General features: G+C 47.0%; 12 protein-coding genes. 8 read left to right on the top strand and 4 right to left on the bottom strand.

The genetic code is table 11. The features are described 5' to 3' along the window. Window positions 1-16 precede the first annotated feature (16 nt). Together B0681_RS04700 and corA are read right to left on the bottom strand one after the other, a co-directional pair. The gene (locus tag B0681_RS04700) at window positions 17-1,867 is read right to left on the bottom strand and encodes a monovalent cation:proton antiporter-2 (CPA2) family protein (RefSeq protein WP_078317598.1); all 1,851 of its coding nucleotides are present in this window, start codon (window positions 1,865-1,867) and stop codon (window positions 17-19) included. Window positions 1,868-2,017: 150 nt separating this feature from the next. Then, the gene (corA, locus tag B0681_RS04705; RefSeq protein WP_078317599.1) at window positions 2,018-3,331 is read right to left on the bottom strand and encodes a magnesium/cobalt transporter CorA; all 1,314 of its coding nucleotides are present in this window, start codon (window positions 3,329-3,331) and stop codon (window positions 2,018-2,020) included. Between the two features lie 214 nt (window positions 3,332-3,545). Between corA and B0681_RS04710 the strand changes: the two genes are divergently transcribed. The 4 genes from B0681_RS04710 (at window position 3,546) to B0681_RS04730 (ending at window position 7,879) form a co-directional block, all read left to right on the top strand. After that, a complete protein-coding gene (locus tag B0681_RS04710) occupies window positions 3,546-4,034 on the top strand; it encodes a hypothetical protein (RefSeq protein ID WP_078317600.1) in 489 nt (162 codons plus the stop codon). 129 nt (window positions 4,035-4,163) lie between these two features. Next, on the top strand, window positions 4,164-4,628 hold the full coding sequence (locus tag B0681_RS04715; RefSeq protein ID WP_078317601.1) for a hypothetical protein: 465 nt from the start codon (window positions 4,164-4,166) through the stop codon (window positions 4,626-4,628). 575 nt (window positions 4,629-5,203) lie between these two features. Then, entirely contained in the window at window positions 5,204-6,538 is a 1,335-nt protein-coding gene (locus B0681_RS04725) for an ATP phosphoribosyltransferase regulatory subunit (RefSeq protein WP_078317602.1), read from the top strand. A 51-nt stretch (window positions 6,539-6,589) separates the two neighbouring features. Further along, complete coding sequence (locus tag B0681_RS04730) at window positions 6,590-7,879, top strand: adenylosuccinate synthase (protein WP_078317603.1); 1,290 nt, start codon at window positions 6,590-6,592, stop codon at window positions 7,877-7,879. 92 nt (window positions 7,880-7,971) lie between these two features. On the opposite strand, the gene nth is transcribed toward B0681_RS04730, so the two are convergent. Together nth and B0681_RS04740 are read right to left on the bottom strand one after the other, a co-directional pair. Next, window positions 7,972-8,619, bottom strand: a complete 648-nt coding sequence (gene nth / locus B0681_RS04735) for an endonuclease III (RefSeq protein WP_078317737.1) — start codon at window positions 8,617-8,619, stop codon at window positions 7,972-7,974. A gap of 118 nt (window positions 8,620-8,737) precedes the next feature. After that, window positions 8,738-11,116: a Lon protease family protein gene (locus tag B0681_RS04740; protein ID WP_078317604.1), complete on the bottom strand. Its 2,379-nt coding sequence runs from the start codon at window positions 11,114-11,116 to the stop codon at window positions 8,738-8,740. A gap of 326 nt (window positions 11,117-11,442) precedes the next feature. On the opposite strand from B0681_RS04740, the gene rsmG reads away from it, so the two are divergent. The 4 genes from rsmG to B0681_RS04760 all read left to right on the top strand — a co-directional run bounded on the left by rsmG (window position 11,443) and on the right by B0681_RS04760 (window position 14,730). Then, entirely contained in the window at window positions 11,443-12,129 is a 687-nt protein-coding gene (gene rsmG, locus B0681_RS04745) for a 16S rRNA (guanine(527)-N(7))-methyltransferase RsmG (protein WP_078317605.1), read from the top strand. Between the two features lie 30 nt (window positions 12,130-12,159). After that, window positions 12,160-12,951 (top strand): ParA family protein, encoded by a 792-nt coding sequence (locus B0681_RS04750; RefSeq protein WP_078317606.1) that lies wholly within the window; start codon window positions 12,160-12,162, stop codon window positions 12,949-12,951. A gap of 5 nt (window positions 12,952-12,956) precedes the next feature. Continuing rightward, complete coding sequence (locus tag B0681_RS04755; RefSeq protein ID WP_078317607.1) at window positions 12,957-13,565, top strand: sigma-70 family RNA polymerase sigma factor; 609 nt, start codon at window positions 12,957-12,959, stop codon at window positions 13,563-13,565. A 61-nt stretch (window positions 13,566-13,626) separates the two neighbouring features. Then, window positions 13,627-14,730 (top strand): ParB/RepB/Spo0J family partition protein, encoded by a 1,104-nt coding sequence (locus B0681_RS04760; RefSeq protein WP_078317608.1) that lies wholly within the window; start codon window positions 13,627-13,629, stop codon window positions 14,728-14,730. The last annotated feature ends 1 nt before the right edge of the window (window position 14,731 follow it).

Consider the following 14,731-nt stretch of genomic DNA (forward strand, 5'->3'; position numbering starts at 1 on the left):
TTAATGAATGGGTGAATCAGTCATCACTTTGACCAAGATAAGTGCCACGCTTAGGCTGCCAATTAATCTCTTCACCACGCATGAGCTGATCAATCATCACCTTGGTATCGGCACGATGCTCGTTTAAGAGGCTGATCATGTGTGTGTTCTTATAGCGACCGATATTAGGATCATAAGTTGCGGCAGCATTTGCCACGCCATCACGATCTCGGTGATGATACAGATGGGCGATACGCTCAGCGATGTCGCTATCCATGCCTAAGATTTCAAGGCCAGTCTTGGCACTGCGTACCGCTGAATCAAAGGTCTCACGAATCACCGCATTGGCACCAGCGTGATGCAGCTGATAGGCGTGAATACGGTCATAGGCACGAGCAACGATGGGCAGCGTCGGATAATCATGGCGAAGATGCTTGACGATGCTGGAAGCTTTTTGGGGATCATTGATGGCAACAACCACGAGTTTTGCTTTGGCGACCCCTGCCATCTCAAGCAAATCAAAACGGGTGGCATCGCCATAATAGGTTTTGACACCAAGACTTGCCAAGCCATCAACATGATCAGCATCACTATCGATCAGGGTCGTCTGATAGCCACAAGCGGTCATCACGCCATTGACCACTTGTCCATATCTGCCATGACCTAGGATGATGATTGGGTTTTCTTCATCGATATGATCGCTATCACGAGTGCCATCATTGGTTTTGCGACTGGTGAATTTACCATGAATCACCAAAAACAGCGGTGTCAGCACCATCGACAGCACGACAATCGCAGTCAGATTGGCGTGTGTGGTGGCATCGATGACCGACTGCGTCGCAGCAGCTGAGAACAACACAAAGGCAAATTCGCCCCCTTGAGCCATCATGACCGCGCGCTCGGTGGCGATGGCATGGTCGGATTTGGTCAGGCGAGCTACTACATAAATCCAAATGCCTTTGGTCGCCATCAGTGCAATCACGCCCAGCGTGATCAGTTGCCAGTTATTCGCCACCACCGACAAATCCAGTGCCATGCCGACGCCTAAGAAAAACAAACCTAAGAGCAATCCACGAAACGGCTCAATATCCGCTTCTAGCTGATGGCGAAAGCTGGACTCAGATAATAGCACACCTGCGACAAACGCCCCCATCGCCATCGACAGTCCGCCAAGCTCCATCAATAATGCCGAGCCAAGCACCACCAGCAGGGCGGCAGCGGTCATGATTTCACGCACGCCAGTTTTGGCAAGTATCTTAAACAAAGGATTAATCAGTACACGACCAGCAAAAAACAGTGCCAGCAATGAACCAATCGCCACCAAAATCGACTGCCAAGCAGGGGTCTCACTCGTATGCACCACAGGTGACAAGAATGCCACAATGGCAAGCAGTGGCACGATGAGCAAATCTTCAAACAGCAAAATTGACACCATGCTTTGACCTTTGGCGGTGCCAAGCTCATTATTCTCACCAAGACTTGACATGACAATGGCTGTCGAGGTCAGCACAAAGCCTGCCGCACCGATGAACGCCACTTGCCATGATGCACCAAAGAGCATAATCACCGCGGTCATCAAAGCAGTTGCACCCAGAACCTGTAGCGAACCTAGTCCAAAAATCTGCCGACGCAGACCCCATAGATGTGCTGGCTGCATCTCAAGCCCAATGATGAATAAGAACATCACCACACCAAGCTCTGCCACATGAATGATGGTCTGCGGATCGGTAAATATCCCCAAGCCAAACGGGCCAATCAACAGACCGCCTGCCAGATACCCAAGTACAGAGCCTAAGCCAATTTTGCGAAAAATCGGTACCGCAATCACCGCAGCGCCCAATAAGGTCACCACTTTGATCAACTCACCTGCCATGCCTGCTTCGGCCATAGTTCACCTTTAATGTTAAAAAATAGTACAATAACAACGAAAAAGACAGCATTCATCTCATGCTGTCATCTTAACTAAAAACCTAATGGCTGACCAATAGTATCAGAAAAAATAAGAAAATCTGATGAAATCATTAATAATTATAATAAATTATAACCAGCCAGCTTTTCTAAATTTAGAATATAAATACAAACACACAGCAATCACCGCACCCAGCACGATAAAATAGCCGTATTTGTAGTGTAATTCAGGCATAAAATCAAAGTTCATCCCATAGATGCCTGCCACCGCCGTCGGCACCGCAGCGATACCTGCCCAAGCAGCCAGCTTACGCACGACATCGTTCTGCCCCATTGTTACCATCGCCATGTAGGTATCCATCGCCACCGACAGCATTTCGTTTAGACCATTGACCGCGTCGATCGAGCGTAATAAGTGGTCATTGACATCGCGAAAATATGGCTTGGCAGCGGCAGGGAAGGCAGCAACCAACTCATTTTTTTTGTGGTTGATAAAGAAATTACACACATCTTGCACGGGCAAAATCACCGCGCGCATATGGACAAGTTGTGATTTTAATTCGTACAGGCTTTTGAGTGTTGATTTGCTAAATTCATGCGAGAAAATGTTGCGTTCTTGTTCGCGCAAGTAGTTGCCCAAGCGGTCAGTAATCGGCAGGTAGTTATCGACGATAAAGTCCAAAATCGCATGCAGCACGAAGATCGGGCCAAGACGCAGTTTCTCAGGACGGCGATGGCAATGCTCACGCACTGGGCTGTATGAGTTGGATGCACCGCGACGCACGCTGATGATGAAATTTTTGCCCATAAAAATCGCTGTCGTACCATAGCGGATTTGATTGTCTTCAAGCTTGGCGGTACGCACGACCACGAAAATGGTATCATTGCCATAGCTTTCGACTTTTGGGCGTTGGTGGTCAGCAAAGGCATCTTCAAGCGCCAGTTCGTGTAGATCAAAGGCATCTTGGACTTCTTTGACGGTCTCAAGGCTTGGGTCGTATAGCCCAAGCCAAATAAACTGGTTGTTGTTAGTCAATGCACGGCTAACATCTTCGATTGCCAAAGGCTCAATCGGTGCGCCTGTTTTACGAGAATATGAGTAGCAGATGATGGTTTCGTTATCCCCTGATTGCTCAATGTCTTCAAAACGATCGGCATCAGGGTCATAGACAGTCATCGTCTCGATGGTGTCTTCGAGCGTGGCATCAGAGTCGCCATAGATATAGCTGTCGTGCGTGTCATGGAAGGTTTCGGCAGATTTTGGTTCGGCTTCGTCTAGGTTGTCATCATCTTCTTGTTCGCCTTCATTATCAAGCCACTCTTCATGTTGTTCGTCATCTTGCCCATCAGTGGCAGGCTCAAACAGTTCGGCTTGAGCAGGCGTGTAAGGCTTGGCGGTCTCGCTTGGGGTGCGGTCTGTGTCTTTTTCGTGCTGTTGAGTCATCGCAAGGCCCCTTAAATTCAATCGCCAAAATCTGCTTAAAAGTGAACATTATAGCAACATTTTTGGCTGATTTCATCTGTTTTGATAATTAATCCGATACGCAAAATGGGAGTTGGCGTATAATATTGGGATAAGTACAATGGGTGTATATTATGCTGATGGTGTGTGGTATGTACCCTATGCCTACTGATAAAACAACTAAGAGAGGCGAAATATGAACAATCTAAATGCAGAAAAAATCATCAAAGCAAAGTCTTTAATACAAGAATTATTAAATGCTGAAAGTTCAGAAGATAGAGAGAATGATATTATGCTTGAATTGGATGACATATTGCCAGACCCAAAATGGAGTGGTTATATCTTTTGGAGCAACGACTATTACACAGAAGAAAATGGACTAGATTATGAAAAATTTTTCCAAAAAATAGAAGAATACGAACTTTCTGATGAGTATAAGCGAAATAAATATATTATCTCGTTGGTCAATGATTTATTAAATAAAAATTTTAACAACAAATTGGAAATGGATATTGTTAATGAGCTTCGCAAGTTAATCCCAAATGAAGATTGGATTGATTGCCTATTTGTCAGCAAATCTTGTTTTTTAGAAAATGGACAGCTTGATGAAAAAGAATTTTTGAAATCCATGGGATTGATTGATTTTGATGAATCTAGCCTAGTATTTCATTTTGAGCATGATTAAGCCTGTAGGGTGCACACCGTGCACCATTGATTGAATGGTATTTAATGGTGCGTTGTACGCACCCTACGCACTAAATGAAGACCTTAAAAAAGCAGGTATTAAAGTTAAATTTAAAAAATAGGTAACGATATGAAAATTCGCAACAAACGCCAACCATTAACTCCAGAGCAAAGAGCTGAACAGCTGGAATTATTTGAAGCATGGCTTTGGGATATGCCCAATGCTTTAGAGCGTTTTAAAAATAGAATGCCAAAAGAGATTCAAGATAAATTGGATTTTTCAATACAATCATTAGATATAGTTGAAAAACATCTTTTAGATAATTATGAAACCATTGAACAAATTAAAAATGAACCATCATACATTTTAGATGGTTATGCGGTTTATGTGGGTGAAACATTTAGGAATGTTCTACAGGATAGGATTCCAAATCAATGGGAGTTGATGTTAGAAGAGGATAATGTATTTTATTTACTTCCAGTAATCAAAGTAAGAGGCTATACTACTTGCCCACTTAAATTATGCACTGCTTGTATAGACAGACGATGGGGAAATTACTGGTCTTGGATATTGAATAATCAATTGGAAGATTAATTTCTGATTTTTGATACCTAACCACGCCGACACCGTCTACAACATAGAAGTAGATAACTTCCACACCTATCATGTCAGTAGATTGGGTGTGTGGGTGCATAATGCGGATTGTTGTGGTCTTAATGTAGGTATTTGGGGAGAGGGAAGTTATAATGATAGCATGGCTTCATTGCAGGCACATTTTAATAAGCATGGTGCAGAAGTATAGCAGGACGCATACCACGCAACATTGATTCATGCTATTTGATGGTGCATGGTACGCACTTTACGCCCACTTAACGAATTTTGATACACCATTGAGTGGTTTTGATATATGATGGTGCGATTGGGTTAATCGGATTTTTTTGGATAAAAATCATAAAATTTTGCAATTTGCACTTGCATGGGCGTGTTAGTATGATACACTAGATAGGAAAAAATTCTGATTGTCTATAGACGCATCTTTTTATCTTATCAAGCATTGATAAGATGTCAAATTTTTTCACCAAATTTATTTAACGATTTGATTAATTTTTATTAATTCATTGGCTTGATATTGCCAACTCATAAAGCGATTAGCATAAGGCGTAGGTCGGATGCGATTGGATTGCTTTGTGTGTTTTGTCTGCCTACAGGGGTTTTTTGTGCTACAGTCTTGCACCAATACCAATCAATGTGATCAAACGATCACCAAAAAGCTACAACAAAACTGGCTGCTGCCTGATGGGGTGGCGGATGTGCTATTTACAGACGCCCAAAAACAAGAAAGTCTGCGTGATGCGTTATTGTTTGTCTTGACAGCACATGGCTATCGCTTGGTATCGCCGCCTTTGATCGAATACACCGAAAGCTTGCTTGGCACGGCTGATGAAGACCTAAAGCGTCAAACTTTCAAATTCATTGATCAGCTAAACGGTCGTTTGATGGGTTTGCGAGCCGACATTACGCCACAGATTCTGCGTATCGATAGTAAATATGGGCAGGGCATTAGCCGTTATTGCTATGTCGGTCAAGTGGTCAAGACCTTGCCGACTGGTTTGTTTGGTCTGCGTACGCCACTTCAGATGGGTGCAGAGATTTTTGGCGTTGATAGCATCGATGCTGAGATTTCATTGATTGATTTGTTGGCAGCGCTGATGGATGAAATTGGGCTTGCTCGTGATCGTCTGCATATGGATGTCGGTCATGTGGCGATTTTTGAGCGACTGTGTGAGCTACATCAAGTAGCAGCGGCTGATGTCGATGCACTGATGGCAATTTATCACAAAAAAGCCTTGCCTGAACTACAAGCATTTAGTCAAACGCTGGGTGAGACACTCGGTGATGCTGATGGTGCCAATGACTTTTTGGTGCTGGGCAAACACACGCTTGCCCAAGATGGCGTGCCAAATGCTGCCAATCTGTTATCCAAGCTGTCTGCCAAAGCGCGCAATGATGCGAGTATTATTAAGGCGACTGATGAGATTGTTGCTTTGATTGCACACATTCGTACGCTTGGTATGGGTGTCAGCCTAGATGTGACCGAGTTGTCAGGCTATCATTATCATACTGGCATCGTATTTAATGCCTATTTGGCACACTCTCAGACAGCCCAAACGCAAGCACTGGTGCGTGGCGGCCGCTTTGAAGGCTTATCGGTCGATGGCAAGATGCGAGCGGCGACAGGCTTTAGTATGGATATCAACCGTTTGCTTGAGTTTGTTGAGCTTGAAGAAGACACCGTGATTTGGGTGGATTATACCGATTTACAGGGTGCAACTGCTGAGCAAAAAGCCGATCTATCTGAACAAATCAAAACCCTACAAACCGAAGGCTGTATCGTCATCAAGCCACTGTCAGCAGATGATAAGCCACAGACTGTCGATGGCGTACTGCATTTTGATCGTGAGCAGGGCGTATGGGCAGTGCAACTGGTCGGTGATGAGTTTTAAGTATTTTATAGTCATTTATTTTAATTTTGTTGATCAACTTAAGGAATTATCATGGGTAAGAATGTCGTAGTACTTGGTAGCCAATGGGGCGACGAAGGCAAAGGCAAAATCGTGGATCTGCTCACCGAAAAAGCAACGGCGGTTGCGCGTTTTCAGGGTGGTCATAATGCTGGCCATACACTGGTTGTTGGTGGCGAAAAAACCGTGTTGCATTTGATTCCATCAGGTATCTTGCGTGAAGGTGTGACTTGCTTTATCGGCAATGGCGTGGTGCTTGCCCCTGATGCTCTTTTAAAAGAGATGAACGGCTTAATCGAAAAAGGCGTGCCTGTGCGTGAACGCCTGCGTGTGTCAGCAGCTTGTCCTTTGATCATGCCTTATCATGTGGCACTGGACCAAGCACGCGAAATCAAGCGTGGCAACGCCAAAATCGGCACCACAGGTCGTGGCATCGGCCCTGCTTATGAAGACAAAGTGGCTCGCCGTGGTCTAAAAGTCGCTGATTTGTTCCGTGAAGATTTGCCACAAAAGCTTGAGAGCTTGCTTGAATATCATAACTTTGCATTGACCCAGTATTATAAAGCCGATGCCATTGACTATGATGCGACCTTGGCACTGTGCAAAGCATGGGCAGCTGAGATCAAAGATTTGGTCGTGGATGTGACTGATGCACTCGAAACTCGCCGTCAAAATGGTGAAAACTTGATGTTTGAAGGTGCACAAGGTACGCTACTTGACATCGATCATGGCACTTATCCATTTGTGACGAGCTCAAACACCACGGCAGGCGGCGTCTCAACAGGTACAGGTCTTGGTCCATTGTACCTAGATTATGTACTTGGTATCACCAAAGCTTATACCACTCGTGTTGGCTCAGGCCCATTCCCAACAGAGCTATTTGACGATGTGGGTGCGCACCTTGCCAAAGTTGGTCATGAATTTGGTGCGACTACTGGTCGTGCGCGTCGCTGTGGTTGGTTTGATGCGGTCAGCCTACGCCGTGCGGTGGTGCTAAACTCTATGTCAGGCATCTGCCTAACTAAGCTTGATGTACTAGACGGTCTAGAAGAAATCCGTATCTGCACTGAGTATGAGGTGCCAACGGGTGAAATCGCAGGCGCTTATGATGCTGAATACTATGAAAAAGTCACGCCAAAATTCGAAACGCTACCAGGCTGGAGCGAGTCAACCATCGGCGTGACCAAGTTTGAAGATCTGCCTGCCAATGCTCAGGCGTATATCAAGCGTATTGAAGCCTTGGTTGGCTGTCCTGTGGACATCATCTCAACAGGCCCTGACCGTGATGAGACCATCGTCCTACGCGATCCGTATGATGCTTGATTTTTGTGATCAATCCTCAAAAGCTCTGTCGATGTGGCAGAGCTTTTTATTTGGGCGATCTACCTTTTAGATGTGATAAATCTTATGCCAAGCTACGCCATCTGCGCCCATTTGTGCTTGTCTTTGAACATGCATTCTTCATAGACCACGCACGCGCCGCACTTTGGACTGCGTGCAGTGCAAGTATATCGACCATGCAAAATCAGATAATGATGTGCATCCACGAGATACTCACGGGGAATGCGCTTCATCAGAGCCTTTTCGACGGCGAGTACCGTTTTGCCGGTGGCAAGCCCTGTACGATTCCCCACCCGAAAAATGTGCGTATCCACGGCCATGACTGGCTGACCAAAGGCGGTGTTTAAAACCACATTGGCAGTCTTTCGACCCACACCTGCCAAAGCCTCAAGCTCACTGCGCGTACGAGGCACCTGTCCTGCATGACGATCGATCAGATCCTGACAAGTCTTCATGACATTGGCAGCTTTGGAGTTATAAAGCCCGATTGAGCTGATGTATGATTTTAGGCCATCAAGCCCCAATGCCAAAATCGCCTCAGGCGTATTGGCGACGGCAAATAGCTTGTCGGTGGCGATATTCACGCTTTTGTCGGTCGCCTGAGCTGAGAGCATCACAGCGATCAATAATTCAAAATCGCTCGTGTAGTTCAGCTCTGTCACAGGATCGGTGATGTGATCGGCCAGTTTTTGAAAAAATAGTTGGCGCTTTTCGGCATTCATCGGGCGCGAGGGTGGTGTATCGGCGGTTTTTGCCACCGATGGCTTGGTCGGTTTGGTCTGACTTGCGCGAATTGCTTTGGATGGTATGCTCATTTTATCTTAATCAATGCATTGATGGTTATTTTTTCTTATCGGATTTGTGAGGTTTGTCTTCATCATCACTTTGCCAACTCTCCAGTCGTTTGGCGATTTTGCCAAATAAAGCGGTCTTCTTGTATTCGCCTGATTTGGTTTTTTCATCGATGGCCATGCCTGATAGCAGTGCCAAAGCTTCGGTGATGTGAGTGACGGTATAAATGTGAAATTGACCTTTTGACACCGCATCGATGATGTCATCTGATAGCATCAGCTGATCGATGTTGGCGCGTGGCAAGATGACGCCTTGTGTGCCATCAAGTCCCTTATCCCGACAAGCATCAAAAAAACCTGAGATTTTGGCATTCACGCCGCCGACGGCTTGGGCTTCACCCAGCTGATTCATCGAGCCTGTGATGGCCAGATTCTGCGCAATCGGCACATTGGCAAGCGCGGATAACAGCGCACAAGCCTCAGCCAGCGTGGCGCTGTCACCATCGATTTGGCCATAGCTTTGCTCAAATGCCAATGAAGCACTGAAATTTAATTCATGAAATTCACTAAATAATGAACGCAAAAAACTCGACATGATCAGCATGCCCTTGGCATGTAAGCTGCCGCCCAATTCGACATCGCGTTCGATGTCTAGGATCTCGCCATGCCCAAAATTCGGTGCAATCACGGCTGTCAAACGCGCAGGCAGACCAAATTCACTATCAGCATAGCTGATGACGGTGAGGGCATTAATCTGACCGATGGCGGTACCTGTGGTGCATATCAGCTGCTGACCGTTTAGAATTTCTTGCCAATACAGATCTTTGAGATAGCCTGTGCGCTCGGTGATGTCATCCAGCGCACGACGCACATGATGGCCAGTGACGGTCTTGGCATCATCAATAACAGCGATGCGCGCTGATTCAACAAGCAAACCTGAGAGTCGATCGGTGTGCAGATCAAGTTTATTTTTGTCATCGGCCAGCTCAGACAGCTTGTCAATGATCACAGCAAAGGCGGTGTTGTCAAAGGCAGGCAGTGACTCGGCTTTGATGATGTCGGCCATTTTTAGCACCATGCCGTATTCACTGGCAGCATCGCGCACGATGGTCTCATGAAAATCGGCGCGTATTTTAAACACAGCGTTAAATTCAGGCTCAAATTCTAATAGCTCATAGTACAAATCCGCCTCGCCAAGCAAAATGACTTTGACATCCAGTGTCATGCTGTCAGGCTCAAGCGACAGGCTGCCAGTTAAGGTCAGCATCTGCTCTAGGCTTGAGATTTTGATTTGTTTGGACTGCAAAGCGCGCTTTAGCCCTTGCCAAGCATAAGGATGCTCAAGCAAGCTTTGCGCCTCTAAAATCAAAAAGCCGCCATTGGCTTTATGCAATGCCCCTGCACGGATCATGCTGACATCGGTAAGTACTGTGCCAAGTTCGGTGGTGTATTCGATGTGACCCAAAAGATTCAAATGCGTCGGCAAATCCTCGAACACAATCGGTGCGCCAGAGCCAGCCTTGTGACTGACCACCACATTCACCGCATAGCGACTTGGCACCTCTGATAACACAGCTGGCATGAAATCTTCATCATCTTCATTGATGATGCGCGCGACATTCTTGATCATATCTGCTTGCATGGCGCTTAAGTGCTGCCGCGCTTTTGGATGATCATCAAAACTTGCCATCAAAGATGCGAACAATGGCTCGAGTACTTTTTTGGCGGTCTGCTGATGCAGCTCATCAAGCTGATCATGGATGCTGTCTTCAAGATCACCCATCGCCAGTTGCATGGCTGACAGCTGTTTTTGGAGTTGTTTGAATTTGGCAGGATCGATGGGTTTTTGATCATCGATCGCGATCAGCTGCATGCGGCCATCGCTTAAGGTCTTTAGGGTAAGATGATGCTGCTTGGCCTGTGCCTCCATATCTACCAAGCGCGCTTGTTGGGTTTGGCTGGCGGTGGATTTGATCAGCTCAATGTGATTTTGATGAGTATCGCCGAGCAATTTGGCAGCCAGTTTTTTCTTGGCAAGCTGCCATAATTTGTGTACTTTTTGCTGAAAAACGACCGCCATGCCAGCAGGGAAGTTGATGGCAATCGGGCGGCGCGAATCATCAAAATGATGCACATACACCCAGTCATCTGGCGTCGGCATGGTTTTGGCGCGTTCGGTGAGCAAGCGAGTGATCAGTGTGCGCTTGCCCAGACCATTTTCACCGACGGCGAACACATGATAGCCGCTGGCGCGAATGTCCAGCGCGGTATTGATGGCTTTGATGGCGCGCACCTGACCAAAGCTAATCTCAGGCTGTGGCAGGCGGCTGCGACTGGATTTGGGCAGGGTGGCAGGATCAGTATGGCGCTTAAGATCGGCTGCCTTTAGACGATGGGTGGTTTTTAATGTGGAATGATCGGTTTTCATAAAATGGCTGTAGGCTAAAGGCTGTGTGCTGTGGTGTGCAATAAAAAGCAAATGAGATATTTTGGCAAAAATGCTCAAAAAACGCAGTCAGTTGGCTCAAAAAGGGTATTTTAGCAGATTAAAGCATGATAAAATAGACGGATGGCCACAAAGTTTGATTTTAGCTGCCATCGGACTAGATTTTTGTAGATATCTTTATCCGTACAAGTCATCTTGGGCAGGGCGGATGGATTGATGGCTAAAACTCAGCATGCTTTGGCTATTTTGGGGCTATTTTGGCTTGATAAGCGATTGAAATAATTTAAAATTTATTTAGAATTTATAATATGACTGTCAAATTTTCAAAGATTCCTCATCAGGCGGAGGCGTTTTTTGGTGCCATCGAGACTGCTGCTGCATCGCTTGGGCTTGATATTAGCAAGGATCAGATTGAGCAGATTTTACGCTATTTAGATGGGCTTTTGTTGTGGGGCAAAGCTTATAATCTGACCGCCATCACCGACCCGAATGAGGCGCTCATCAAACATATTTTTGATTGTATGGCCATCGTGCCACATCTGCCCTTTGCAGATCAGTCAGGCATTCGTCTGCTGGACATTGGTACAGGTGCTGGACTGCCCTCGGTGATTTTGGCGATTTTGCGTCCAGATTGGCACATCGATGCGCTTGATAGCAACCAAAAGAAAATCCGCTTTATCCGCCAAATCGCAAGTGACCTAAAACTTGGCAACATCACACCCATCGCCGCACGGATTGAACATCATCAGACCGAAGCTGCGCAGGCATATCAGGTCATCACCTCGCGTGCTTTTGCATCGCTGAATGACTTTGTGGGATTGGCCGCGCCTTGTCTGGCAAGTGATGGCGTGCTGTACGCGATGAAGGGTAAGACACCGACTGCTGATGAGATCGAGGCGCTACCAGCGTGGCAGACTGAGGTTCGGGTGCTCAATGTGCCTAAGCTCAACGAAGATCGCTGCGTGGTGTATTTAAACAAATCAGCGCTTAATTAATTAAAATTATCATTATATTCAAGGGTTATCATGGAAATTATCGCAATCGCCAACCAAAAAGGCGGCGTCGGCAAAACCACCACCACTGTGAATCTGGCAGCCGCGTTGGCAGTGATCGCCAAGAAAAAAGTGCTGATGATCGATCTGGATTCGCAAGGCAATGCCACCACAAGCGTCGGCCTTGATAAAAATGCGCTCCGTTATACCATGGCGGATATTTTGCTCGATGGTGTGGCGCTGCACGAGGCGGTGCTACAGACAGACATAGGGCTTGATGTGATTGGTGCCAATCGTGATTTGGCAGGCATTGATGTGTCATTGGCTGGGGTGTCTGATGCGCCGTTTTTATTAAAGCAAGCGATGGCAGATGCCAAAGCTGCAGGGCATTTGGATTATGACTATATCCTGATGGACTGCGCGCCTAGCCTTAGTATGATCACGGTCAATGCCTTTGCTGCCACCGATGGCGTCATCATTCCGATGCAGTGCGAATATTATGCATTGGAGGGTGTGGCAGATCTGATCGCGACCATCGAAAAACTCACCAGCATCAACCCTAAGCTGCACATCCGTGGTGTGGTGCGCACCTTGTTCGATTATCGCAATACCTTGGCGCAGGATGTCTCAGCTGAGCTTGAGCGGCATTTTGGGGAATTGGTTTATCAGACCAGCATCCCTCGCAATGTGCGACTGGCTGAGGCACCAAGTTTTGGGCAGTCGATTTTTGGCTATGAAAAATCCTCAAAAGGTGCCATCGCTTATCACATGCTGATGAATGAGGTAGTGGCGCAAACCACCACCAAAGATCAGGCGCGTGGGTAATTCAGATGTCAAAAAAACGCGGATTGGGCGCGAAGCGTGGACTGGACACACTGCTAAATAGCAGTAAAGTCGGGCGGCAAGTGGTGGGTGTGATCGATGATGCCAAGGCGATCATGCCTAAGCCCAGTGATGGCTCTGTCATGGCGCACGATCAGCTGCCAGCTGATGACCCAGCCATCACAGACACGCCCTCCAACGACCAAATCAGCACCAAGATGGCACCACAGACGCAGGCGCCAGCTAATGATTCGGCTGATCAGCGATCTGCCGCTCATCATATTGAGCCATCTGTGCTTGATCATCAAGCCGATGCGTCAGAAGATGCGCCACAACTGGCGATGCATGCTTGTGATGACGGTGCTGTGAGTGACGAGAGTATCGACAAGGGTGCATCCGATGAGGGTGCCGGTGATCAGAGTTTGGGTGAGCAGGCCTTGGATGCTTCGGTTGTGATGGACGATGCGGCCGATGATTCACCAAATCAGACTGCTAGCATCGTATCTGAGGCCGATGATTCAGAGCTTACCGACGCACTGTCTAAATTGGCTGAGCATCAGCAGCGAGAGATTTTGCTGTTTTGGCAGTATGGACTGTCGATGCGTGATGATGGTTAGATGGTTTGCATCTATTTATTATATTAACTAAAATTTACTGAAAATCAAGCTGGATATAGTCATGATTAAAAAGCGTGGATTGGGTACCAACCGTGGATTGGATGCGCTGTTAGGCAACATCGCCATCGAGAAAAAAATCATCGCCGATGCCCAAGAGGCGGTGGCTGACCAGCAGTCGCCTACCCAAACTATACAAACCGCTGTGCCAAGTGAGTCAAATGAATCCGATCAGGCAGATAAGACGGATGCTAAAGCTGATGCCAAAAGCGAGCTGAACAAAAAATCCATCAAGGCGGACAAAAAGAAAAAAAACAAAAAAACCACAGAGGCTGACAAAGGCGGTCTGGATAAAGCTGCAACAGGCAGCGAGAAAGTGGCACTGATCCAAATCAAAACCAATCGCCTACAGTCGGGCAAATACCAGCCGCGCCGAGACATGAACGAAGAGGCGCTCAATGAATTGGCGCTGTCGATCAAGCAGCATGGCGTGATGCAGCCCATCGTCATCAGACCGCTACTCGGTGATGAGATCAAAATCAGCGATACGGTCACGCATGAGATCATCGCTGGTGAGCGTCGATGGCGTGCGGCGAAGCTTGCTGGCCTCGATAGCATTCCTGCCATCGAACGCGTGCTGTCTGATGAGATCGCCATCGCACTGGCTTTGATTGAAAATATTCAGCGCGAGGATCTGAATGTCCTTGAACAAGCAGCCGCCTTGCAGCGCTTTCATACCGAATTTGGCATGAGTCATGCGATGATCGCTTCGGTGGTCGGCAAGGCACGCACGACGGTGTCTAATCTGATGCGCCTAAACCATCTGCATGATGAAGTCAAACAGCACATGATCGATGGCCATATGGACATGGGGCATGCGCGTGCACTGCTGTCATTATCGCTTGAGCAGCAGCCAATCATCGCCAAAAAAATCGTCGATGGCCAGATGACGGTGCGCGATGCTGAGCGCTTGGTGAAATCCATCTTGGATCCTGAGCCGAAGCAGAGCAGCCAACCCGATCACGAAATTCTCGCGCTAAGCCAGCAGATCTCTGATGCACTGGGCGCGACAGTCAAATTAAAGCAAGGCAAAGACGGCAAGGGCAGCGTGGAGATTTTCTTTTATAGCCATGATGAATTAAACGAGCTGATTGATAAGCTTAGATAAA

It is taken from the genome of Moraxella porci DSM 25326 (assembly GCF_002014855.1).
In the GTDB taxonomy this organism is placed as follows: domain Bacteria; phylum Pseudomonadota; class Gammaproteobacteria; order Pseudomonadales; family Moraxellaceae; genus Moraxella; species Moraxella porci.

What these genes read in the sequence shown, in the direction of transcription:
- B0681_RS04755 (WP_078317607.1), top strand. Translation starts at nt 12,957, where the DNA reads ATGTCAAAAAAACGCGGATTGGGCGCGAAGCGTGGACTGGACACACTG.
- B0681_RS04760 (WP_078317608.1), top strand. Translation starts at nt 13,627, where the DNA reads ATGATTAAAAAGCGTGGATTGGGTACCAACCGTGGATTGGATGCGCTG.
- B0681_RS04740 (WP_078317604.1), bottom strand. Translation starts at nt 11,116, where the DNA reads ATGAAAACCGATCATTCCACATTAAAAACCACCCATCGTCTAAAGGCA.
- corA (WP_078317599.1), bottom strand. Translation starts at nt 3,331, where the DNA reads ATGACTCAACAGCACGAAAAAGACACAGACCGCACCCCAAGCGAGACC.
- nth (WP_078317737.1), bottom strand. Translation starts at nt 8,619, where the DNA reads ATGAATGCCGAAAAGCGCCAACTATTTTTTCAAAAACTGGCCGATCAC.
- B0681_RS04700 (WP_078317598.1), bottom strand. Translation starts at nt 1,867, where the DNA reads ATGGCCGAAGCAGGCATGGCAGGTGAGTTGATCAAAGTGGTGACCTTA.
- rsmG (WP_078317605.1), top strand. Translation starts at nt 11,443, where the DNA reads ATGACTGTCAAATTTTCAAAGATTCCTCATCAGGCGGAGGCGTTTTTT.
- B0681_RS04725 (WP_078317602.1), top strand. Translation starts at nt 5,204, where the DNA reads ATGCGATTGGATTGCTTTGTGTGTTTTGTCTGCCTACAGGGGTTTTTT.
- B0681_RS04710 (WP_078317600.1), top strand. Translation starts at nt 3,546, where the DNA reads ATGAACAATCTAAATGCAGAAAAAATCATCAAAGCAAAGTCTTTAATA.
- B0681_RS04715 (WP_078317601.1), top strand. Translation starts at nt 4,164, where the DNA reads ATGAAAATTCGCAACAAACGCCAACCATTAACTCCAGAGCAAAGAGCT.
- B0681_RS04750 (WP_078317606.1), top strand. Translation starts at nt 12,160, where the DNA reads ATGGAAATTATCGCAATCGCCAACCAAAAAGGCGGCGTCGGCAAAACC.
- B0681_RS04730 (WP_078317603.1), top strand. Translation starts at nt 6,590, where the DNA reads ATGGGTAAGAATGTCGTAGTACTTGGTAGCCAATGGGGCGACGAAGGC.